Genomic DNA, 21,881 nt, shown 5'->3' with positions numbered 1-21,881 from the left:
AGTGCTCGGCTCGTGGGTGCTCAGCCGGTGGTCGTTCCGCGGGACTTCTCCCGGTCGCGCAGTTCGCGGCGGAGGATCTTGCCCGAGGTGGCGCGCGGGATCACGTCGATGAATTCGAGCTGCCGGACCTTCTTGTACGGGGCGACGCGCTCGGCGACGTACGCCATGACGTCGTCCGCCGTGAGGTCCGGTGCGGACGGCTGGTGGACGACGTACGCCTTGGGGACCTCGTTGCCGTCGGTGTCGTACACGCCGATGACGGCGGCGTCCGCGATCGCCTCGTGGCCGAGCAGGAGTGCTTCGAGTTCGGCGGGGGCGACCTGGTAGCCCTTGTACTTGATCAGTTCCTTCACCCGGTCGACGACGAACAGCCAGCCGTCGGCGTCGACGTGCCCGATGTCGCCGGTGTGCACCCAGCCGTCGGCGTCGATCATGTCGGCGGTGGCCTCGGGGCGGCCGAGGTAGCCCTTCATCACCTGCGGGCCACGGATCAGGATCTCGCCGTCGGTGCCGGCCGGGGCGTCCTCGGTGTCGTGGCCGAGCGAGGCGATCCGCATCTCGGTACTGGGCAGGAGCCTGCCGACCGCGCCGGGTGGCGGGTTCTCGGCGGCGAGCGGGACGACATGGGTGCCGGGCGAGAGTTCCGTCATGCCGTACGCCTGGCGCACGGGCGGCAGTCCCAGGCGCCGGGAGCAGGCGGCGGCGAGCGCGGCGTCGAGCGGGGCGGCGGCGCTGACGACGTACTCCAGCGAGGACAGGTCGTACCGGTCGACCGACGGGTGCTTGGCGAGTGCGAGGACGATCGGCGGGGCCACGTACAGGCCGGTGATCCGGTGCTTCTCGATCGTGGCGAGGAACTCGTCGAGGTCGAAGCGCGGCAGTACGACGACGGTGGCGCCCATCCGCAGCGGGGCGTTCATCAGGGCGGTCAGCCCGTAGATGTGGAAGAAGGGCAGGACGGCCAGGATGCGGGCGCCGGGGCCCATCGGGATGAAGGGGCGGAGCTGCTCCAGGTTGGTGCCCATGGAGCGGTGGGTGAGCATGACGCCCTTGGGGGTTCCGGTGGTGCCGGAGGAATAGGGCAGGGCGGCGATGTCCTCGCCGGGGTCGACGGTGATGCGGGGTTCGGGGGCGGTGGTGGCGAGCATGTCGAGTACGGAGGTGTGTCCCTCGGCCCGGTCGCAGACGAAGATCTGCTCGATGGAGCCGACGAGTCCGGCGGCCTCGCGCGCCGTGCCCAGGAGCGGGGAGACGGTGACGATCCAGCGGGCGGAGGAGTCGCGGAGCTGTTTGGCGAACTCCTCCGCCGTGGCCAGCGGATGGACGGTGGTGACGGTGGCGCCGGCCCGGGTCGCGCCGAAGAACACCGCCGGGTACGCGATGGTGTTGGGGCTGTGCAGGGCCAGTACGTCGCCCTTGCGCACCCCGGCCTCGGCGAGCGCCGCGGCGATCTTCCGGTGGAAGGCGTCGAGCTGCCGGTAGGTGAGGGTGGAGCTGTCGTCCGTCCCGTCGATCAGGGCCGCCGTGTCGCCGTAGGTGGTGGTGGCCTGTCCCAGGACCGCGTCATGGATGGGCAGGTCGAGTGCCGGTACGGCGGGGTAGTCGCTGTGGAACACGTGCGCCATGGCGGTGGGTCCCTTCGGGGCGGCGGTGTGGGGAGACAGACTGCCGTGTGTCAGTACGACTTGGGGAGCCCCAGGGACTGGTGGGAGACGTAGTTCAGGATCATTTCCCGGCTGACGGGGGCGATCCGGGCGACGCGGGCCGCCGTGATCAGGGACGCGAGGCCGTACTCGCGCGTGAGGCCGTTGCCGCCGAGGGTGTGCACGGCCTGGTCGACGGCCTTGACGCAGGCTTCGCCGGCCGCGTACTTCGCCATGTTGGCGGCCTCGCCCGCGCCGATGTCGTCGCCGTCGTCGTAGAGCCGGGCGGCCTTCTGCATCATCAGCCGGGCCAGTTCCAGTTCGATGTGGGCCTGGGCGAGGGGGTGGGCGATGGCCTGGTGGGAGCCGATGGGGTCCTTCCAGACCTGGCGGGTCTTCGCGTACTCGACGGCGCGGGCGAGTGCGTAGCGGCCCATGCCGATGCCGAACGCGGCGGTCATGATGCGTTCGGGGTTGAGCCCGGCGAAGAGCTGGAGGAGCCCGGCGTCTTCGTCTCCGACGAGCGCGTCGGCGGGCAGCCGTACGTCGTCGAGGACCAGCTCGAACTGCTTCTCCGGGGCCTGGAGTTCCATGTCGATCTGCGAGCGGCCGAAGCCCGGGGCGTCGCGGGGGACGATGAAGAGGCAGGGCTTGAGCCTGCCGGACCTGGCGTCCTCGGTGCGGCCGACGATGAGGGTGGCGTCGGCGATGTCGACGCCGGAGACGAAGACCTTGCGGCCGGTGAGCAGCCAGTCCTCGCCGTCCTTGCGGGCGGTGGTGGTGATGCGGTGGGAGTTGGATCCGGCGTCGGGTTCGGTGATGCCGAAGGCCATGGTGAGGCTGCCGTCGGCGAGGCCGGGGAGCCACTGCTGCTTCTGGGCTTCGGTGCCGAAGCGGGCGATGACGGTGCCGCAGATCGCCGGGGAGACGACCATCATGAGCAGCGGGCTGCCGGCTGCGCCCAACTCCTCCAGGACGATGGAGAGTTCGGCCATGCCGCTGCCTCCGCCGCCGTACTCCTCGGGAAGGTTCACGCCGAGGTAGCCGAGCTTGGCGGCCTCGGTCCACAGTTCGCGCGGGTGGGCGCCGTCGCGGACGACGGAGGTCATGTAGTCGCGTCCGTAGCGCTTTCCGAGTGCGGCGACGGCGGCGCGCAGGGCCTGGTGCTCTTCGGTTTCGAGGACGGTGCTCATTGCTTCGGTTCCTCCTGTACGTCTTGCACGACGGCGAGCAGGGCGCCGACCTCCACCTGGAGGCCGGGTGCGGCGTGGAGTGCGGCGAGGGTGCCGGAGGCGGGGGCGAGGATGCGGTGCTCCATCTTCATCGCCTCCAGCCAGATCAGTGGCTGTCCGGCCGCGACCGGCGCCCCGGTGGTGAGCCCGTCGGCGACGCGGACGACGGTGCCGGGCATGGGGGCGAGCAGGGAGCCGGGTTCGGTCCGGTCGGTGGGGTCGGTGAAGCGGGGCAGGGCGGTGAAGGCGTACGAGCCGGTGGCGGTGTCCACGTACGCCTTGTCCCGGTGGACGGCGATGTCGAAGTGGCGGGTGACGCCGTCGGCTTCGAGGGTGACGCGGTCGGGCCCGGCAGCGATGACGCGTTCGCCGGTTTCGGGGACGGGGCCGGTGCGCGTGGTGCGGTAGGCGGCCTCGTGTTCGGTGCCGTCGGGTTCGGCGCGGTAGCGCTTGGTCCGGGGCTGCGAGGAGAGGTTGCGCCAGGCGCCGAGGCGGGCGGGGCCCGGTCCGGGGCCGTGCTGCCGGGCTGCGGCGTCGGCGAGTGCGGCGGCCAGGGCGGCGAGGCGCGGCTCCGCCGGGTCCGGGGCCGGGGTGAGGGCGTGGAGGTGGCGGTCGTAGAAGCCGGTGTCGGGGCGGGCGGCGAGGAAGTCGGGATGGCGCAGGGACCGTACGAGCAGGTCGCGGTTGGTGACCGGGCCGTGGATGCGGGCGCGTTCCAGGGCGCGGGCGAGGAGGCGTACGGCTTCGGTGCGGGTGGGGGCGTGGGCGATGACCTTGGCGAGCATCGGGTCGTAGTGGACGCCGATGGTGTCGCCGCCGGTGTATCCGGTGTCGAGGCGGAGGCCTGGTTCGTCGGGTACGTCGAGTGTGTGCAGTGCTCCGGTCTGCGGCTGCCAGTCGCGGGCGGGGTCCTCGGCGTAGAGGCGGGCCTCGACGGCGTGGCCGTGCGGTGCGGGGGGTGCGGTGGTGGGCAGCGGTTCGCCTTCGGCGATGCGCAGTTGGAGGGCGACGAGGTCGAGGCCGAAGACCGCTTCGGTGACGGGGTGTTCGACCTGGAGGCGGGTGTTCATCTCCAGGAAGTACGGGCGTCCGTCGGCGGCGAGGAGGAACTCGACGGTGCCCGCGCCCCGGTAGCCGACGGCGTGCGCGGCGGCCACGGCGGCGTCGTGCAGCCGGGTCCGCAGCGCGTCGTCGAGACCGGGTGCGGGGGCTTCCTCGATGACCTTCTGGTGGCGTCGCTGGAGCGAGCAGTCACGGGTGCCGAGCGCCCAGACCCCGCCGTGCTCGTCGGCCATGACCTGGACCTCGACGTGCCGGCCGCGCTCCACGTACGGCTCCGCGAAGACCTCGCCGTCCCCGAACGCGGCCGTGGCCTCGGCGGCCGCTGCCGTCAACTCGGCGGGCAGGTCGGCGAGTTCGCGTACGATCCGCATCCCGCGTCCGCCGCCGCCCGCCGCCGCCTTGAGCAGCAGCGGCAGGTCCTCGGCGGTCGCCTTCCGCGGGTCGACGGGGGCGAGCAGCGGCACCCCGGCGGCAGCCATCAGTTCCTTGGCGCGGGTCTTGGACGCCATCAGCTCGATGGCCTTGACCGGCGGGCCCACCCAGACGAGACCGGCGTCCTGCACGGCGCGGGCGAATCCGGCGTTCTCGGAGAGGAAGCCGTAGCCGGGGTGGACGGCATCGGCACCGGCCGCGAGCGCGGCGCGTACGACGAGGTCACCGCGGAGGTAGGTGTCGGCCGGGGCGGCACCGGGCAGCCGTACGGCGGTGTCGGCCTCCCGCACGTGGAGCGCGTCGGCGTCCGCGTCGGAGTACACCGCGACGGTGGCGATGCCGAGCGCGCGGCAGGTACGGAAGATCCGGCAGGCGATCTCGCCCCGGTTGGCCACGAGCAGTGTGGAGATCATCTTCGCCTTCCCGTCCGTCTGGTTCGTCGAGGTCATCCGTGGCCTCACATCCGGAAGATGCCGAAGCCGCCGCGGGCGCCTTCGACCGGGGCGGTGTGGATCGCGGACAGGCACATCCCGAGGACGGTCCTGGTGTCGCGCGGGTCGATGACCCCGTCGTCGTACAGCCGCCCGGACAGGAACATCGGCAGCGACTCGGACTCGATCTGCTGCTCGACCATGGCGCGCAGTCCGGCGTCGGCCTCGGCAGCCTTGTCGTCGTATGGCAGCCCCTTGGCGGCGGCGGAGGCGCGGGCCACGATGGAGAGCACCCCGGCGAGCTGCTGCGGCCCCATGACTGCGGACTTGCTGCTGGGCCAGGCGAAGAGGAAGCGCGGGTCGTACGCCCTGCCGCACATGCCGTAGTGCCCGGCCCCGTACGAGGCGCCCATCAGCACGGACAGGTGCGGGACCTTCGAGTTCGACACCGCGTTGATCATCATCGCGCCGTGCTTGATGATGCCGCCCTGCTCGTACTCCTTGCCGACCATGTAGCCGGTGGTGTTGTGCAGGAAGACCAGTGGGATGTCGCGCTGGTTGGCGAGCTGGATGAACTGGGCGGCCTTCTGCGACTCCTCGCTGAACAGCACCCCCTGCGCGTTGGCGAGGATGCCGACGGGGTAGCCGTGCAGGGTCGCCCAGCCGGTCACCAGGCTGGTCCCGTACAGCGGTTTGAACGCGTCGAAGTCGGAGCCGTCGACGAGCCGGGCGATGACCTCGCGGGGGTCGAAGGGCACCTTCAGGTCGCCGGGCACGATGCCGATCAGCTCGTCCTCGTCGTACTTCGACGGTTCGGCGGGGCCCGGATCGGCGTGCGCCTTGCGCCAGTTGAGGCGGGCGACGATCCGGCGGGCCTGGCGCAGCGCGTCCTGCTCGTCGACGGCGAAGTGGTCGGCGAGCCCGGAGGTGCGGGCGTGCATCTCGGCGCCGCCGAGCGATTCGTCGTCGCTCTCCTCGCCGGTCGCCATCTTCACCAGGGGCGGTCCGCCGAGGAAGACCTTGGACCGTTCCTTGATCATGACGGTGTGGTCGGACATACCGGGGACGTACGCCCCGCCCGCGGTCGAGTTCCCGAAGACGACGGCGACGGTCGGGATTCCGGCCGCCGACAGCCGGGTGATGTCGCGGAACAGCGCTCCGCCGGGGATGAAGATCTCCTTCTGCGAGGGGAGGTCGGCGCCGCCCGACTCGACGAGGCTGATGCAGGGCAGTCGGTTGGCGAAGGCGATCTCGTTGGCCCGCAGGGCCTTCTTCAGGGTCCAGGGGTTGGAGGCGCCGCCGCGTACGGTCGGGTCGTTGGCGGTGATCAGGCACTCCACGCCCTCGATCACCCCGATCCCGGTGATGAGCGAGGCGCCGATCGCGTACTCGCTCCCCCAGGCGGCGAGCGGCGACAGCTCCAGGAACGGGGTGTCCTCGTCGATCAGCAGCTCGATCCGCTCGCGGGCCAGGAGCTTGCCGCGCGAGCGGTGCCGCTCCACGTACTTCTGGCCGCCGCCCGCCTGCGCCTTGGTGTGTGCGTCGGCCAGCTCGTCGAGTTTCGCGAGCATGGCCGTGCGGTTCGCGGCGTATTCGGGGCTCGCGGTGTCGAGCGCGGTGGGCAGGACGGTCATGCGTTCGCCTCCGGTGCGTGGACGGTCTCCAGCAGCGATACGGGGATGGGCAGGTGCCGGGAGCGCAGCCACTCCCCCACCGCCTTGGCCTGCGGGTCGAACCGGTGCTGGGCGGCGACGCCCTCGCCGAGCAGCCCGTGGACGACGAAGTTCAGGGCGCGGAGATTCGGCAGGAGGTGGCGTACGACGGTGAGGCCGGCGGTCTCCGGCAGCAGTTCCCGGAACCGTTCGACGGTCAGTTCGTGGGCCAGCCACCGCCAGGCGTCGTTCCCGACGGCCCACACGCCCACGTTGGCGTCCCCGCCCTTGTCGCCGCTGCGGGCGCCCGCGATCCGGCCGAGCGGGGCGGACCGGGTGGGCCCGGGGTCCGGCAGGGGTTCGGGCAGCGGCGGTTCGCCGGCGTCCCGGAGCGGCCGCGTGGTCGCGGGAGGTGCCATGCTCAGTCGACGTCCGTCGGGGAGGACAGCGACATGCGGGACCTCGCCCGCCGTTACGTACCGCGCCTCGAACACCCCGTACGGCGCGCCCTTGCCGGGCGGGGCGGTGACGTGGAAGCCGGGGTAGCTGCCGAGCGCCAGCTCGATCGCGGCGCCGGAGACCGCGCGTCCGACGGTCTCCTGGTCCCGGTCGCGGACGACGAGCCGGAGCAGCGCGCTCGCGCTCTCCTCGGTGGCGGCGTCGGCCCGGTCGGTCCGGGACAGCTCCCACCGCACCTCGTCGGGTTCGGCGCCGGAGCGGGCGAGCGCGTCGGCGAACTGTTCCCGCACCAGCCCGGCCTTGGCCTCGATGTCGAGGCCGGTGAGCACGAAGACGACCTCGTTGCGCCAGCCGCCGAGCCGGTTCAGCCCGACCTTGAGGGTGGGCGGCGGGGCCTCGCCGCCCACCCCCGAGATCCTGACCCGGTCGGGTCCGACCTGGGTCAGCCGTACGGTGTCGAGCCGGGCGGTGACGTCCGGTCCGGCGTACCGGGCGCCGCCGGTCTCGTACAGCAGCTGGGCGGTGACGGTGCCGATGTCGACGACACCGCCGGTGCCGTCGTGCTTGGTGATGACGGACGAGCCGTCGGCGTGGATCTCGGCGACGGGGAAGCCGGGCCGGCGCAGGTCGTGGCCCCGGAAGAACGAGTAGTTCCCGCCGGTGGCCTGGGTGCCGCACTCCAGGACGTGTCCGGCGACGACGGCCCCGGCGAGCGCGTCGTGGTCCCCGGGCCCCCAGCCGAAGCGGGCGGCGGCGGGTCCGGTGACGAGGGCCGCGTCGGTGACCCGCCCGGTGACGACGATGTCCGCGCCGGCGGTGAGGCAGGCGGCGATCCCGGCGCCGCCGAGGTAGGCGTTGGCGGTGAGGAACCCCTCGGGTACGGGGAGGCTGTCGCCCTCCACATGGGCGACGCGCACGGGGACGCCGACCTTGCTGGCCAACTCCCGTACGGCGTCCGCCAGTCCGGCCGGGTTGAGTCCGCCCGCGTTGGCGACGATCTTCACCCCGCGCTCGTGGGCGAGCCCGAGGCCCTCTTCGAGCTGGCGCAGGAAGGTGGTGGCGTAGCCGCGCGCGGGGTCCTTGAGTCTGCTCCGGCCGAGGATGAGCATGGTCAGCTCGGCCAGGTAGTCCCCGGTGAGGACGTCGAGGGGCCCGTCGGTGAGCATCTCGCGCACGGCGTCGAAGCGGTCGCCGTAGAACCCGGAGGCGTTGCCGATGCGCAGCGGTGCGGCCGGCCCGGTCACTCGGCGCCGCCACGGGGTGCGCGGCCCGGTCCGGCGGGCCCGGCGAAGGCCTGGGCGATGCCGAGCCACTGGTCGGCGTCGGGGCCGACCGCCCGGACGGCGAGGTCGTCGCGGTGGGCGCGCTGGGTGACGAGGAGGCAGAAGTCGACGAGCGGTCCGGTGACGCGCTGCGGTGCGTCCGGCGCCCCGAAGGTGATCGACTCACCGTCGGGGGCGCGGAGTTCGACCCGGAACTCCTCCTCGGGCGCCTTGATCCCCCGTACCAGATAGGCGTAGTCGCGGGCCCGCACCCCGATACGGGCGACGTGCCGCAGCCGGGCGGTGGGGGTCCTGGTGACCCCGAGGGCGTCGGCGATGTCCTGGCCGTGGGCCCAGGTCTCCATGATCCGGGCGGTCGCCATGGACGCGACGCTCATCGGCGGCCCGTACCAGGGGAACTTCACGCCCGGCGGGGCCGCACCCAGGGCCTCGTGCAGCCGGGCCCGGCCCTCGCGCCACCGGACGAGCAGTCCCTCGGCCGACAGCAGCGCGACGAGCTCCCCGGCGGCCTCGTCGACGAACGTCTCGGGGTGCGCGAGCGCCTTCTCGACCTCGGCGGCGAAGGCGTCCGGTTCGGTGACGGCGATCAGGGCGACCTCGTCGGTCCAGTTCAGGTGCGCGATCTGATGGGCGACGGTCCACCCCTCGGCCGGGGTCGGCCTCGCCCAGTGGGCCGCGTCCACCCCGGCGACCAACCGGTCGAGTTCCTCGCTCTCCTGACGCAGGTCGTCGAGTACGGCGACGGTCACGGCCGATGCATCGGACACGGTGCACTCCCTCGGGGCGTGGCGGTGTGCCCAGGAGCATGGCAGCGGACCAATAAACAATCAAGCATGCTTGCATGATTTTCTGCCCGCAAGCTGCCTCGATTTGGCGGGAACCGATCGGCCGGGCCTCCATGAACGGAAGCGGAGGATCCTACCTCCGAGTAGCCCCGATCGGAAGATTTCCAACCGCAGGATTCAAGTCAATTACGCGCTGCTACTAGCCGGATCTCATTCCCTCTGAAAGCGTGAACGCAGTTCCAACGGGGGAACAAAAGACTGACGCCTGTGCGCGTTCCCCCTGCCCTGACCAAGCAGGAGACGATATGACGCACTTGAGCCGGATCTCGCCAGACATCGAACGAAGGGTCCTCCTCCCTGCCCGGTTCGGCGGCGAGAATCGGACAAAAGAGGTTCCGCGGCTCACCACCGGCACGCCCCTCACTGCGTACCTGTGAGAGGACTCCTGTTGATCCGCTCCCCACAGACCGATCCTCCCGACGGATCCGCTCCCCACACCATCGGGAACGAACCAGCCCCGGCCGGCCGCTCCACCCCGGCGACACCGCCCGGCGCCCACGGCGAACGCCCCGATCCGCGCTTCGGCGTCCTCGGGCAGCTCTCGTTCCACGGCAGGACCATGTCTGTCACCTCACCCGTCCGGCGCGCGGTCCTCACCGCTTGCCTGCTCCGGTACGGGCGGCCCATCGGCATCGCGGAGTTCAGCGAGATCCTTTGGGACGACCCGCCGGTTTCGGCCACGGCGAACCTCCGGAGCCACGTGACGGGACTGCGCCGGGACCTCGACGAGGTCGAGCCCGGGCTCGGCGACCGGATGCGGACCTACCGGGGCGCCCAGTGCGGATACGGACTGGAGATCGCGCCCGACGAGTTCGACCTGCCCCGGTTCACCGCCGCGGTCCAGCGTGGCCGGAACTGGCTGTCACGCGGCTCCCACAAGTCGGCGGTCGACGCCCTGGAACAGGCCGTCGGCCTCTGGAACGGTCCCTTCGGACAGGACCTCCCGCCCACTCGGTGGTTCAACGCCCACATAGCGGGGCTCAACAACGCCCGGCTGGACGCCTATCAGGACCTCTTCACCGCGTCCGTCCTCGCCGGCCGCACCATCATGCTGGCCTACCGCATCGAGAGCGTGATCGCCGAGGCCCCTTACCGCCAGCACCTGTGGGAGCTGCTCGCGGCGGTGCACTGCCTGCACGGCGACACCGTCAGCACGCTGTCGGTGGTCAACCGCTGCCAGAAGCTGTTCGCGGAGGATCTGGGGCTCGACCTGCCCCCCGGTATCGAGGCCATGCGGACGGCGGCGCTCAACTGGGACCGTGAGGAGGCCATGCGGCTCGTCGCGTCCCGGACCCAGGACTCCGCGGAGCGGTGCCAGTGCCGAAGACCTCCGCGTCCTTCTTCCTGACGCGGAGGCCTCGCACCTGAGTCCGGTGGCCGTCCGGCCACCGGACTCAGGTCACGTCCCGCCGGAGCAGCAGCAGCGTTCCCGTGAGGCCGCCGACCAGGCTGTAGGCGACGAGCACCGCGGCGCCCGTCCAGGGAGCGGGGGCCCCGGCGAAGAGCTCACCGGGCGTGGTCATGATCTGGGACGCCACTCCGGGCAGCAGCACCTGGGCCTGGAGCACCCAGTTCTCCTCCAGAACCAGGTCGTGCACGACCTGGAAGGCGAACGCGACGACGACCGAGGACAGGAAGTACAGCACCGCCGCGGTGACGGTGGCGGCGGTCTGGCTGCGGATGAGCACCCCGAGGCCGAAGCCAAACACGCCCCACACCAAGTAGGCGGCCAGGTTCAGCAGAACCGCACCGAGCACGTCCCCGCTCCCGAGCCCGAGACCGGTGCCCTGAGAAGTCAGGAAGATCCCGCCGACCACGAGGCTTCCCAGCGTCGCCGCCAGCCACAGCCCGGCCGAGGAGATGAGAACGACGACGAGCTTGGCCGTGACGACGCGGCCCCGGCGGGGCGCTGCGAGGAACGTGGCCGTCAGGGTCCGGTACTGGTACTCGTTGGTCACCAGCAGGATGGCCAGCACGCCCGCCAGCAGCAGGCCGAGGGTCTGCCCGGAGGTGTAGAGGGTCGCGGCGATGCGGCCGGGGGCCGACTGGGTCTCCCAGAGGTCGCGCATCGTGCTGACCTGCTCGGCGGACATGTCCTCGCGGGGGGTCAGGATCGCCCCTGCCAGATAGTCCTCGAACGGCTGCATGAAGGTGTGGGCCTGCCAGCTGTTCCACAGCGCCAGCAGCACCGCCACCGCGGCCATCGCCGCGCCGGCGATCCACCAGGTGGGCAGCGTACGGAGCTTGAGCAGCTCGCTGCCGATCAGCCCCCTCATCGGATCTCCGCCTGTCCTTGCGTGAGCCGCAGGAACGCCTGTTCCAGATCGGGCGCGTCCTCGGCCAGTTCGTACAGTTCCCCGCCGTGGGTGGCCGCCGCCGCGGCCACCTCGCCCGCCCCGAGGCCGCTCACGATCAGGAGTCCGTCCCCGGCGGGCGGACACGTCACGACCGCTCCCGCCGAGGTGAGCGCCGCCGCCAGTTCCGCGGGCCGTGAGGCGCGGACCCGCACACGGGCCTCGCCCCGCACCCGCGCGGCGATCTCGCGGCTCGACCCCTCGGCCACCAGCCGCCCCTGACTGATGATCACGAGGTCGTCGGCGGTCTGCTCGACCTCGGATATCAGGTGGCTGGAAACGAGCACCGTACGGCCTTCGGCGGCCAGCGTCCGCAGCAGGGCGCGCATCCAGGCGATCCCTTCGGGGTCGAGCCCGTTGGAGGGTTCGTCGAGGATCAGGACGGGTGGATCGCCGAGCAGCGCCTGGGCGAGGTTGAGGCGTTGCCGCATGCCGAGCGAGTACTCCCCGTAACGCCGCCCGCCTGCCTGGGCCAGTCCGACGTGGTCGAGCACCTCGTCGGCCCGGCGGGCCGGCAGGCCCGTCGCCGCGCACTGCACGCGCAGATGGTCACGGCCGGTCCGCCTGCGATGTGTGCCGGACTCGTCGAGCATCGCGCCGACGGTTCTGAGCGGCTGTGCCAGGTCCCGGTACGGCCGTCCGCCGACGGTCGCGGTGCCGGACGTCGGGGCCGTCAGGCCGAGGAGCATCCGGAGCGTCGTCGTCTTGCCCGCCCCGTTCGGGCCGAGGAAGCCCGTGACGCGTCCGGGCGCGACCGTGAAGGACAGGTCCTCCACGGCCCATCTGTCGCGGTACCGCTTCGACAGGCCGCGGAACTCGATCGGCCGGCCGTCGGCCGGGGCCTGCGCGTCCTTCACTTCCGGTGGGGTCATGAACTCTGTTCCTTACGTTCGCGCGGCTGCCGTGCCGGGCGTCACGGGCACGGGCGTCGGGGCCGCTGGAGTCGTGCGTGGAGGCCGTCAGGTCCGTACGTGTCGGTCGCGGTGAGCGCGCAGGTCCTCCGCCAGGTGCGATCTGCGCAGACGGCGAGTGCGCAGCAGCCTGCGCCAGTCCGCCGCGGTGTCGTGCATCAGCTGCCGATGGAAGTAGTTGACGTACTCCGCCAGGCCCAGGCCGTACAGCACGAGGCCGGGGGCCCAGTCGGACGGCGGCCGTCCCGGGAGGGCCGAAACCATGACCGCGAGGCCGGCCGCCAGGGCCAGGGCGCACAGCGGACGGAGCGGACGGAACACCCCGATCGCGGGCGGTTGCCGTGCTCCGGTGCGCAGTTGACGCGCCTTCAGGGCCCAGTACCCGGACCCGATGAGCAAGAGCCCGGCCACCAGGGCGAAGCCCACCGCGTTCGCGGTACTGAAGGGTGCGCCGAGGGCCGCGAACACCGCCCAGCCGATCAGCGCGATGTTCGCCGCTTCCAGGAGGGTCAGCGTGCGCAGCCGCCTCAGAAGCGCCGGCCGGGAGCGTGTCGCAGGGGTCATGCTCCCAGCATCGCGTGCCGCGCCGGGCCGGGGGTACGTGAGCGGGGAACGGTCAGTCATGGACCAGTTGCTGGCCGACGAGGGCCGCGTACGCACCCCCTCGTGCGACCAGTTCCTCGTGGTCACCGTCCTCGACGATCCGGCCGCGGTCGATGACGAGGATGCGGTCCGCGTCGCGCACGGTGCTCAGCCGGTGCGCGATGACGATGCGGGTGCAGTCGAGTTCCGAGAGGTTCTCGTGCACGACCGCCTCGGTGGTCGCGTCCAGGTGGCTGGTGGCCTCGTCCAGCAGCAGAACCCTCGGCCGGTGCACGACGGCGCGGGCCAGGGCGACCCGCTGCCGCTGCCCGCCGGACAGGCCGTTGCCGCCCTCGCCGAGGATCGTCTCGTACCCCATCGGCATGTGCGTGATGTCCTCGTGGACCGCCGCGAGGCGGGCCGCCTCGACGACATCGTCCAGGGTGGCATCGGGCATGACCAGCGCGATGTTGGTCAGCACCGAGCCGCTGAAGATGTCCGCGTCCTGGGTGACGACGCCGCACTGGCGGCGCAGGTGTCCGAGGTCCAGCTCGGTCAGCGGGGTGGAGCCATAGGTGATCTCCCCGTCCGTCGGGTCGTAGAGCCCGAGGATGAGACGGGCCAGGGTGGACTTCCCCGAACCGCTGCTGCCGACGATGGCGATCTTCTCGCCCGGCCGGACGGTGAGGGAGATGCCCGACAGGGCCTCCGGTCCGTCCCCGGAGTAGCGGAAGCTGACGTCGGTCAGGGTGATCGGCTCGCTCAGGTCCGCCTTCCCGGACCCCTGCCCCAAGGACTCCGGGGGTTCGTTCAGCACGTCGCGCAGCCGGTCGAGGTGGACCCGGATGGTCTGGAACGTCTTGATGCTGCGGCCCAGTTGGGCCACCGGGGCGAGTGCGGAGCCGGCCAGGGCGATGAGCGCGAGCATCGTTCCCAGCGACAGGTTGTCGCTGAAGACGAGGTAGGCGCCGAGTACGAGCATGAGCAGCGGAGACGCGGTGCCCAGCATGCCGAGGACGCCGTCGATCGCGTTGTCCAGTCTGCTCCGGCGTACGGAGGACTCCAGCTGCTCGGAGAACTTCTGCGACCACCGGCGCACCACGACGTGTTCGGCGCCGGAGGACTTGACCGTCTCGGCGCCGGTCACCGCTTCCAGGAGCGTGCTCTGCGCCTCTCCGAGTGCCTGGAGTTCGCGTTCGGTCAGCCGCTGGGCGGTCCGGGCGGAGGCGAACATGATCACGAGCTGGACGGTGGCGACGGCGAGGATCGCGGCGACGAACAGCAGGGACTTGAAGCCGATCGCCACGAGGTAGACGCCGAGCAGGGCCACGTCCAGGAGGACCGCCAGGAGCTGGCTGGAGACGGCGTCACGCACGTACGTCATGCTCGACACCCGTACGAGCAGGTCGCCCCCGGTGCGCAGCTGGAAGAACTTGTACGGCAGGGACATCAGGTGTCTGAGGAACGTGCCCATCATCGACCAGTCCATCCGGGTCTGCAGCCACAGCAACAGCTCGGCCCGGGCCAGCGTCATCAGACCGTGACTCACGGTGTACGCGACGAGACCGGCCGCCAGGACGAGCAGGGTGTCCTCGCCGCGCCCGGGCAGGACGCGGTCGACGATGTACGCCGTCAGGAAGGCCGGGAGCAGTCCGAGGAGCGTGAGCGCGGCGGAGGCGCCGATGACCCCGGAGACGACGGGCACGGAACGCGGCAGGAAGGGCCGGACGAAGGACCACAGTCCCGCCTCGGCGCCCTCGCGGCGTTCGAGGTCCTCGGTCGGCTCCAGCTCCAGCGCCACCCCGGTGAAGGACGCGTCCAGTTCCGCGTAGGTGATGTGCCGCCGTCCGGACGCCGGGTCGACGATGTCGACCCCGCGGCGGGTGAAGCGCTCGATGACGACGAAGTGGTTCATGCCCCAGTGCGCGATCAGCGGCAGGACGAGCCCCCGCAGCGCCTCCGGTTCCGCGCGGAAGGCCCGTACCTTCAGGCCCAGTTCGCGTGCCTGCCGGGCGATGGAGGCGGCGCTCGCCCCGTCGCGCGAAAGCACCATCCGGTCACGCAGCTCCGCGACGGTGGTGGAGCGGCCATGGTAGCCGAGCACCATGGCGAGGGCGGCGACGCCGCACTCGACCGAGGTGGACTGCAGCCGCACGGGCACCCTGCGGCGGATGATGGTCACTGGTCGCCCCTTCCGTCCCAGATGTCCATGAGCAGCGGGCGGGTGCCCTGGTCGAGGACCACGGACGCGCCCTCCTTCAGTCCGCCGGCGACGCCACCGGGAAGTTCGACGAGCACCATGGTGACCTGGGACCCGCCCTGACCGGTCTGGAAGTCCTTCACCCGGCCCTCCACACGCCGGCCGTCCACGCGCAGCAGGACGTCACTGCCCTTCGCCGGCGGGCCGAAGCCCGGGAAGGCGAGCACGCCCTGGCGTCCGTTGACGCCGGCCAGGGTGCCGGTCGGCCCGACGGGCACCCGCACCATGAGGCCGGCCACCACCGTGGCGGCGAGCAGCAGGGCCCCGGCCAGGGCCCATCGCCACCGCGGCCGCATCCGTTCGGGGTGGAAGCCGGTACGGGCGGCGCCACGCGGGTTGGCGCGGTAGGCCGCCACCATGCTCGGCCTGTAGACGCCGTCGGAGAGGGCGCCGTCCGGTGGGGCCGCCGGTGCGGACCCGCCGTTCAGCACGTCTTCCCCCGGGTGTCCGGGGCGGCGAGCGTCAGCAGGTCCGGCACCCGCTCGGGTGCGGCCTTGCGCGCCAGTCCCCAGGCGATGCCGGCCAGACCGGTCATGAGACCGGGTGTCTCCACGCCCTTCGGGACGCCGCACAGCCAGCCGTTCTCCCGGCCCTCGTGCAGCAGCGTGTTCCACACCCGGGGCAGCAGGCCGGCGACCTCCGGCTCCTGGTCGGCTCTGCTGCTCTCGTCGATGATGAGCAGATTGCCGATGTCCCCGTGGCACAGGCTGTGGTTGCCGAGACCGGACACCGGGTCGAGGTCGAGGCCCGTCGATATGGCGGCGAGGACCGCCATGTGCCGGTCGCTCTCGATCAGGTCGGCCAGGTCCGGGACGGTGCGCAGCTCCTGGAAGGCGTTGCGGGCCATCGCGATGCCCGGGGCGCCGTGGCACCAGGCGTTCATGACCGTACGCCCACCGAGGTTGGCCGGCCGCAGGTCGCGCCAGGTGCGCAGCTCCGGGTCGAAGGCGGTCCGTTCGTACGTGAGCGCGTGCCGGACGGCCTCCTTGTACTCCGGGCGGGGAGCGGCCCGGTCGAGCCGGGCGAACGCGTACGCGATGCCGGAGGCGCCGTGCGAGAAGCCGGCGAGCGGCTCCTCGGGGTTGATGGGGGTGGCCCAGCCCCATCCCTCGCCGCGTTCCTGCCGGGTGGCCAGCAGGCGGTCGGCGCAGCGCGCCGCGATCCGGGCCGCTCCGGTGCCCGGCCGGGCGGTCTCCAGCGAGAGGAGGGCGAGGATCGCGCCCGCCGAGCCGGAGACGATGTCCAGGAGGGGGTCCTCCTCGACGAGTTCGTCGATGGCGGGCAGCAGGGCGGCGGCGGCTTCGGCGTACTCGGGCCGGTCGTGGCGTACGGCGGCGTGGGCCAGGGCGTAGACGGCACCGCCGAACGGGCCGAACGCGCCGATGCCGAACTCTGCGGCTCCCGGCTTCTTCGCCAGGCTCGCCAGCGTCTCGGCGATGAGCACCGACCGCTTCGCCACCTGGTCGAAGGCGGCCTGGGCCAGCTCGCCGGTCCGCTCGTCGCCGGTCACGGCCGCGACGGCGTCCAGGGCATGCGCGATGCCGGCGGTCCCGGTGTAGAGGCCGATCGGTGCGGGCGCGTACTGCCAGTACTTCTCGTCGACCAGGTCCAGCCCGATCCAGCCCAGCCCGTGTTCGTCGCGGATGCACAGGTCCGACAGCCGGTGCGCCAGCCGCAGGGCCTCCTCGGCGAAGTCGCCGGGGTCGGCCGCGCCGTCCAGCCGGGGGCGGTGCCAGTTGGGCCAGCGGGCGTCGCTCTCGCCCATGGCGGTGGCGGCGACGCACGAGCGGATGACCCGCGCCTGGAAGGCGAGGTCGGCGTCGCCGAGGGCGACGAGGCGTTCGCGTACGGCGGTCAGCGGCGGGTAGCGGGTACCGATCGGCCGGCCGTCCAGTCCGCCGCGCAGGGTCCCGGACTCCGCGTCGACGGTGAACATGGGTATGTCTCCGAGTGTGAGCTCGGCGACCTCGTCCAGGATCATCGCGTTGCGGGACTCCGGCATCTCGACATGTCCGCCCGCCAGCCGGGCGAGCGAGCGGGAGTGGTCGAGGCCGTCGCGCATGAAGTCCGGGTGGGTGCTCTCCAGCAGCAGCCGGCCGTAGATGTGGGTCGGCCTGGCGATGAGCCGGGTCCGGACGAGGCCGAAGGGGGCCAGCGGCCCCTGGGCGGCGAGCAGTTCGTCACGGCCCGCTTCCAGCAGCCGGTAGACGTGGGTGAACCCCTCGACGAACGCGTCGACCCGGCCGACCAGGTCGATCGGTTCGCCGTCGGCGGTCATCGGGTGGTTGCGCTCGGCGTCCATCTCCATCCGGCGCTTGACCAGCCGCATCCGGTCGGTTCCGCTGCCCTCCCAGGTGGGCACCGGCATGGGGGTCAACTGCCCGCCGTGGCCCGCCAGTCCGCTGACGTCCAGGCCGAAGGTGCCGTCCTCGCCGCGCACCAGCAGGTGGTTGGGGAGGATGCCCACGGACTGGACGGAGTCGGCGAGGGTGACCGCGGCGATGTCCGTCTCACCGTCGATCTTGACGACGGCCGCGGTCTTGTCGTTGTGCAGCAGCGCCTCCAGGTCGACGAGAACCGGGTACTCGCCCGCGGCCAGCACATTCTCGAAGTGGAAGTCCGTGGCGTGCAGCAGGTAGAGGAGTGACGTCAGGGCACCGAGCCGCCAGGCGTAACGGTCGCCGCCTTCGGCGTCGGTGGTCGCGGTGGTGTCGACCTGTTCGACCCACCCGTGGCTGCCACGGTCCACGATACCGATCCGGGCCAGGTCATGCGGGGCTCCCTGCCGGTTGACCCAGTCCAGGAGCCCGTCGAAGGCGGTGTCCATGGCCAGCGGGCGGGGCTTGAAGACCAGGGTGGCAGTGTCGAATTCGACCATGGCGACGGAGCGGCCCCGCCGGTGCTTGTCGCCGGCACCGAACTCCAGGCGTTCGAGCCGCCGGGGCCCTGGGGCGGCGAGCAGGCTCTCGCGCAGTGCGGGGAGGTCGGCGACGAGCGCCTCGATCAGCTCGACCCGCGTGTCGATCCAGAAGCGGAGCTGGCCCACGATCAGCCGTGCCAGGACCGGGTATTCGTCCCAGAGCGCGAGGGCGTTGCCCTCCGAGCGGAGCAGTTCGACGTACGAGGAGAAGCGCTCCTCGGGGGTCTCGCCGCCGAGGCGGTCCTCGACGCGGGCGATGTTGAGTTCGAGTACGAGGGTCCGCTGCACATGGCCGAGCAGGTCGGCAGCCGGGGCGGTCGCGCGGACGACGTCGAGGATGTGGCCCGGGTCGGCCATGACGGGGTCGTCGCTGGTCCGCACGCGTTCCTCGACGAGTGCGTCGAGTTCGTGGACGGCACCCTCCACGAGGGGGCGGATCACTTCCAGGAGGCCCATGTCGGGGTCGAGGCGGCGGGTGGTGTCCGTGGTGGCCATGCCCTCGGCCCACCAGCGCCTGAAGACCTGGTGCCAGTCGGGTTCGTCCGTCAGGCGGGCGGCGAGGGACGCGTCGCTCTCGCCGAGCAGAGCGGCCAGTTCGTCGGCGCCGACGCCAAGCGGTGCGAGCCGTGCGTCCAGCGTGGCGCGCTCACCGGTCAGCGGCGCCAGCTCCCTCCACATGGCCAGGCGCTTCTCGCCTCGCACCGGGTCGGACTGCGACGGAGTCCCGCCGAGTCTTTCGCTCAGGGTGGCGGCCCGGTGCCAGGGGAGGTGGGCCCCGGCCGACCCGCTGGTGGGGTGCTCGCTTGCGACGTCAGGCATTCCGCTCTTCCTCCTGGGGCATGAACGTGACCGGCGGGGGCGCACAGTCGCCCGCCCCTGCCGGTCACGCCGTTTCTTCGGTACGCTGCTAGTTCTTGCAGGGCTTACCGGGGTTGCAGGCGAGACCACATACGGTCCAGCCCGAATACCACGGCAGGCACGAGCAGCACCCGAGAGTGCCGAGAACTCCGGAGCCGGCTCCGTTGATCTCGGTCAGCTCCTCGTCGGTGATTGCGGTGAGGCCTTCGCCCGACGGATGGGCGGGGGCCTCACTCCCGAGGGACAGCCGGTAGTCGGCGTCCTTCCAGGACCGGACTATGTCCACGAACATCACTCCTTGTAGGAATCTGTAGGCTCAGCAACAGCCACGCGTGCCCATGCTGCAGCTGCCGCAGAGGGTCCCGGTCGGGGAGCACACCGTCACGGTCAGAGTGATCGTGGCGCACGCCCACGTGGTCCCGCCCGCGACGCCGTCGAGCTGATCGTCGGCCAGCTCGACGAGGCCGGCCGGGTTGGCGGGAGCCTCGCTGAGGGTGGCCCGGTACTCGGGGTCCTTCCATGCGCGAACAAGGTTCATTTGTCTGTCACCTCCTTTCGCTGAGGATGAGAACCGAGCCTGGGAGGCCGGGTTCCGAGTGCCATCCTCAGCGGCCCTCATGCAGCCGGAATACCGCGCGGGCGGCTCAGTGCGCACACGCGACGCATACGCCGGCGATCGCCGCTGCGGACCCGCCGCGACTTTCGAACCCCGCCCGGTGACACCCCACTTGGGCGGGGACGGGGCGTTCCGGAGGAGGTGTTCGGAGGAGGCGCGGGAAGGCAGGGCGTACCGAGGGAGGCGCGGGAAGGCAGGGCGTACCGAGGGAGGCGCGGGAAGGCAGGGCGTACCGAGGGAGGCGCGGGAAGGCAGGGCGTACCGAGGGAGGCGCGGGAAGGCAGGGCGTACCGAGGGAGGCGCGGGAAGGCAGGGCGTACCGAGGGAGGCGCGGGAAGGCAGGGCGTACCGAGGGAGGCGCGGGAAGGCAGGGCGTACCGAGGGAGGCGCGGGAAGGCAGGGCGTACCGAGGGAGGCGCGGGAAGGCAGGGCGTACCGAGGGAGGCGCGGGAAGGCAGGGCGTACCGAGGGAGGCGCGGGAAGGCAGGGCGTACCGAGGGAGGCGCGGGAAGGCAGGGCGTACCGAGGGAGGCGCGGGAAGGCAGGGCGTACCGAGGGAGGCGCGGGAAGGCAGGGCGTACCGGGAAAGGACGCGGGAAGGCGGCGCGCAGACGCGCGTGTGCCGGCCGGGTTCCCGCCCGCGCACGCGCGGTGGATGGCCGGCGCCTCCTACGACGCGCTGCTCCCGGGCCCCGGCCCGGCGGACGGCCTGCCCATGGGGCGGTTCTTCCTCGGCGCGACGGCGGACGGCCTGTACTTCGACACCGTCAACCCGGACTGAGGGCGAACGCGGTCGAGGGTCCGGCAGATCAGGCGACCACGGCGATGACGACCGCCGATATCAGCGCGAAGAAGCAGCCCGCCGCGGTGATCACGGTCCTGGCGTGGCGCATGCCGAAGGACGGGGCCCGGGTGGTCGCGTCCTGCGGGTTCGCGGCGCCGTAGTAGACGGTGACGAAGTCGCCCTCGGCCGGGGTCAGGCGCGACTGGCGCTCCTCGAAGCTGACGGTGCGCCCGTCGCCGGTACGGAACTCCAGGGTGGGGTGGGCGTGCAGGACGAAGCCGCCCTCGGCGTCCTGGGCCTCCTCGGTGCGCACGGCAGTACATCGGGCCTCGGCCGTGAGGCCCTCGGCCCAGGCGGCCCGGAGCCGGGGGCCCTGGAGGTGACGGTCCAGGTTCCTCCCGGACACCACGGCCGCACCCACGGCGATGACGAAATAGACGGCGGCGATGACCATGGGCTCCCCCGGCAGGATCTCGCGTAACGGGCCGCCATGATCCCGTGCGCGGGGGCGGGCCGACAAGGGCCCGCCCCGGGCGTCAGGCGCGTTCCCGGGGCCTCGCGCGCCGGGTCTGGCTGCGTACCGCGCCCATGCTCGCCCCGATGACGAGGGCGATCGCCAGCGCGTCGGTGGTCGTCAGGGCCTGATCGAGGATCAGGAAGCCGGCCGTGGCCGCGATCGCCGGTTCCAGGCTCATCAGGATCGCGAAGGTGGGCGCGGGCAGGCGGCGCAGCGCCATGAGTTCGAGGGTGTACGGAAGCACCGAGCTCAGCAGCGCCACCGCCGCGCCCATCCCCAGCGTGGACGGGACCAGCAGTTTCGAGCCCGACTCCATGACGCCGAGCGGCAGGGAGAGGAGCGCGGCGACGACCAGGGCCATGGCCAGGCCGTCCGCCTGGGGGAAGCGGCGGCCGGTGCGGGCGCTGAAGACTATGTACGCCGCCCACATGGCACCCGCGCCGAGCGCGTAGGCGGCGCCGACCGGATCGAGGCGGTCGAAGCCGCCCCCGCTCAGCAGCACGACGCCGGCGAGCGCGAGCCCGGCCCAGACCACGTTGATCAGGCGGCGGGACACGAACACCGAGAGGGCGAGCGGGCCCAGCACCTCCAGGGTGACGGCCGCACCCAGCGGGATGCGGTCGGCCGCCTGGTAGAAGAGCATGTTCATGCCGCCCATGGCCAGCCCGAAGGCGAGGACCGTGCCCCAGTCGGCGCGCTTGTAGCCGCGCAGCGTCGGGCGGCAGACGACCAGCATCACGATCGCGGCCACGGCCAGGCGCAGGGTGACGACGCCGAGCGCACCGGCCCGCGGCATCAGCAGGACCGCGACGGCGGAGCCGAACTGGACGGAGAGGCCGCCCGCGACCACCAGCGCGATCGGGGCGAGCGCCGCACCCCGACCCCTGGGGCGTGCGGGGCCTGCCGCTTCGCCCAGGGCGGGAGCCGCCTCGGGTACGACGACGGCCGCGGCCTGCTCCACGGCCGCCGCCCCTGCTGCACTGCGCTGGTCGTTCACCTGCGGTGTTCCTCCCGGATCCGAAAGTGCAATTCATTGCACT

18 protein-coding genes are annotated in these 21,881 nt (G+C 72.0%); 2 read left to right on the top strand and 16 right to left on the bottom strand.

Annotation, left to right across the window (positions count from 1 at the left end; genetic code table 11):
- Positions 1-20: 20 nt before the first annotated feature.
- Genes OG978_RS23195 through OG978_RS23170 form a run of 6 tightly spaced genes read right to left on the bottom strand, consistent with a single transcriptional unit; the run spans position 21 to position 8,961 of the window.
- Entirely contained in the window at positions 21-1,625 is a 1,605-nt protein-coding gene (locus tag OG978_RS23195) for an AMP-binding protein (protein ID WP_326767057.1), read from the bottom strand.
- 50 nt (positions 1,626-1,675) lie between these two features.
- A complete protein-coding gene (locus OG978_RS23190) occupies positions 1,676-2,836 on the bottom strand; it encodes an acyl-CoA dehydrogenase family protein (RefSeq protein WP_326767056.1) in 1,161 nt (386 codons plus the stop codon).
- Positions 2,833-4,782 (bottom strand): ATP-binding protein, encoded by a 1,950-nt coding sequence (locus tag OG978_RS23185; protein WP_326770127.1) that lies wholly within the window; start codon positions 4,780-4,782, stop codon positions 2,833-2,835. Before OG978_RS23185 ends, OG978_RS23190 begins: the two co-directional genes overlap by 4 nt.
- Positions 4,783-4,826: 44 nt before the next feature.
- The gene (locus OG978_RS23180; protein ID WP_326767055.1) at positions 4,827-6,434 is read right to left on the bottom strand and encodes an acyl-CoA carboxylase subunit beta; all 1,608 of its coding nucleotides are present in this window, start codon (positions 6,432-6,434) and stop codon (positions 4,827-4,829) included.
- On the bottom strand, positions 6,431-8,155 hold the full coding sequence (locus OG978_RS23175) for an acyclic terpene utilization AtuA family protein (RefSeq protein ID WP_326767054.1): 1,725 nt from the start codon (positions 8,153-8,155) through the stop codon (positions 6,431-6,433). Before OG978_RS23175 ends, OG978_RS23180 begins: the two co-directional genes overlap by 4 nt.
- Positions 8,152-8,961, bottom strand: coding sequence for a TIGR03084 family metal-binding protein (locus OG978_RS23170; protein ID WP_326767053.1), 810 nt, complete (start codon positions 8,959-8,961; stop codon positions 8,152-8,154). Before OG978_RS23170 ends, OG978_RS23175 begins: the two co-directional genes overlap by 4 nt.
- A 466-nt stretch (positions 8,962-9,427) precedes the next feature.
- On the opposite strand from OG978_RS23170, the gene OG978_RS23165 reads away from it, so the two are divergent.
- On the top strand, positions 9,428-10,387 hold the full coding sequence (locus OG978_RS23165; protein WP_326767052.1) for an AfsR/SARP family transcriptional regulator: 960 nt from the start codon (positions 9,428-9,430) through the stop codon (positions 10,385-10,387).
- Between the two features lie 46 nt (positions 10,388-10,433).
- On the opposite strand, the gene OG978_RS23160 is transcribed toward OG978_RS23165, so the two are convergent.
- The 8 genes from OG978_RS23160 to OG978_RS23125 all read right to left on the bottom strand — a co-directional run bounded on the left by OG978_RS23160 (position 10,434) and on the right by OG978_RS23125 (position 19,462).
- Positions 10,434-11,315 carry an ABC transporter permease subunit gene (locus tag OG978_RS23160; protein WP_326767051.1) on the bottom strand — a complete coding sequence of 294 codons (882 nt, stop codon included), beginning with the start codon at positions 11,313-11,315 and terminating at the stop codon, positions 10,434-10,436.
- Positions 11,312-12,265 carry an ABC transporter ATP-binding protein gene (locus tag OG978_RS23155; protein WP_326767050.1) on the bottom strand — a complete coding sequence of 318 codons (954 nt, stop codon included), beginning with the start codon at positions 12,263-12,265 and terminating at the stop codon, positions 11,312-11,314. The genes OG978_RS23160 and OG978_RS23155 overlap by 4 nt, the downstream gene beginning before the upstream one ends.
- Positions 12,266-12,352: 87 nt before the next feature.
- Positions 12,353-12,868 (bottom strand): multidrug transporter, encoded by a 516-nt coding sequence (locus OG978_RS23150; RefSeq protein WP_326767049.1) that lies wholly within the window; start codon positions 12,866-12,868, stop codon positions 12,353-12,355.
- A gap of 52 nt (positions 12,869-12,920) precedes the next feature.
- Complete coding sequence (locus OG978_RS23145) at positions 12,921-15,068, bottom strand: peptidase domain-containing ABC transporter (RefSeq protein ID WP_326767048.1); 2,148 nt, start codon at positions 15,066-15,068, stop codon at positions 12,921-12,923.
- Complete coding sequence (locus OG978_RS23140; RefSeq protein WP_326767047.1) at positions 15,065-15,577, bottom strand: hypothetical protein; 513 nt, start codon at positions 15,575-15,577, stop codon at positions 15,065-15,067. Before OG978_RS23140 ends, OG978_RS23145 begins: the two co-directional genes overlap by 4 nt.
- Positions 15,571-18,885, bottom strand: coding sequence for a type 2 lanthipeptide synthetase LanM family protein (locus OG978_RS23135; RefSeq protein ID WP_326767046.1), 3,315 nt, complete (start codon positions 18,883-18,885; stop codon positions 15,571-15,573). Before OG978_RS23135 ends, OG978_RS23140 begins: the two co-directional genes overlap by 7 nt.
- A gap of 88 nt (positions 18,886-18,973) precedes the next feature.
- The gene (locus OG978_RS23130) at positions 18,974-19,216 is read right to left on the bottom strand and encodes a mersacidin/lichenicidin family type 2 lantibiotic (protein WP_266689336.1); all 243 of its coding nucleotides are present in this window, start codon (positions 19,214-19,216) and stop codon (positions 18,974-18,976) included.
- 24 nt (positions 19,217-19,240) lie between these two features.
- Complete coding sequence (locus OG978_RS23125) at positions 19,241-19,462, bottom strand: mersacidin/lichenicidin family type 2 lantibiotic (protein ID WP_030709583.1); 222 nt, start codon at positions 19,460-19,462, stop codon at positions 19,241-19,243.
- A 733-nt stretch (positions 19,463-20,195) separates the two neighbouring features.
- On the opposite strand from OG978_RS23125, the gene OG978_RS23120 reads away from it, so the two are divergent.
- The gene (locus OG978_RS23120; protein WP_326767045.1) at positions 20,196-20,321 is read left to right on the top strand and encodes a hypothetical protein; all 126 of its coding nucleotides are present in this window, start codon (positions 20,196-20,198) and stop codon (positions 20,319-20,321) included.
- A 28-nt stretch (positions 20,322-20,349) separates the two neighbouring features.
- Here OG978_RS23120 and OG978_RS23115 read toward each other — a convergent pair whose 3' ends face one another.
- Complete coding sequence (locus tag OG978_RS23115; protein ID WP_326767044.1) at positions 20,350-20,778, bottom strand: DUF3592 domain-containing protein; 429 nt, start codon at positions 20,776-20,778, stop codon at positions 20,350-20,352.
- A gap of 82 nt (positions 20,779-20,860) precedes the next feature.
- Entirely contained in the window at positions 20,861-21,838 is a 978-nt protein-coding gene (locus tag OG978_RS23110) for an EamA family transporter (RefSeq protein WP_326767043.1), read from the bottom strand.
- Positions 21,839-21,881 lie beyond the last annotated feature (43 nt).

The organism is Streptomyces sp. NBC_01591, assembly GCF_035918155.1.
In the GTDB taxonomy this organism is placed as follows: Bacteria; Actinomycetota; Actinomycetes; order Streptomycetales; family Streptomycetaceae; genus Streptomyces.
This window is presented reverse-complemented; position numbering and strand designations above follow the sequence as displayed.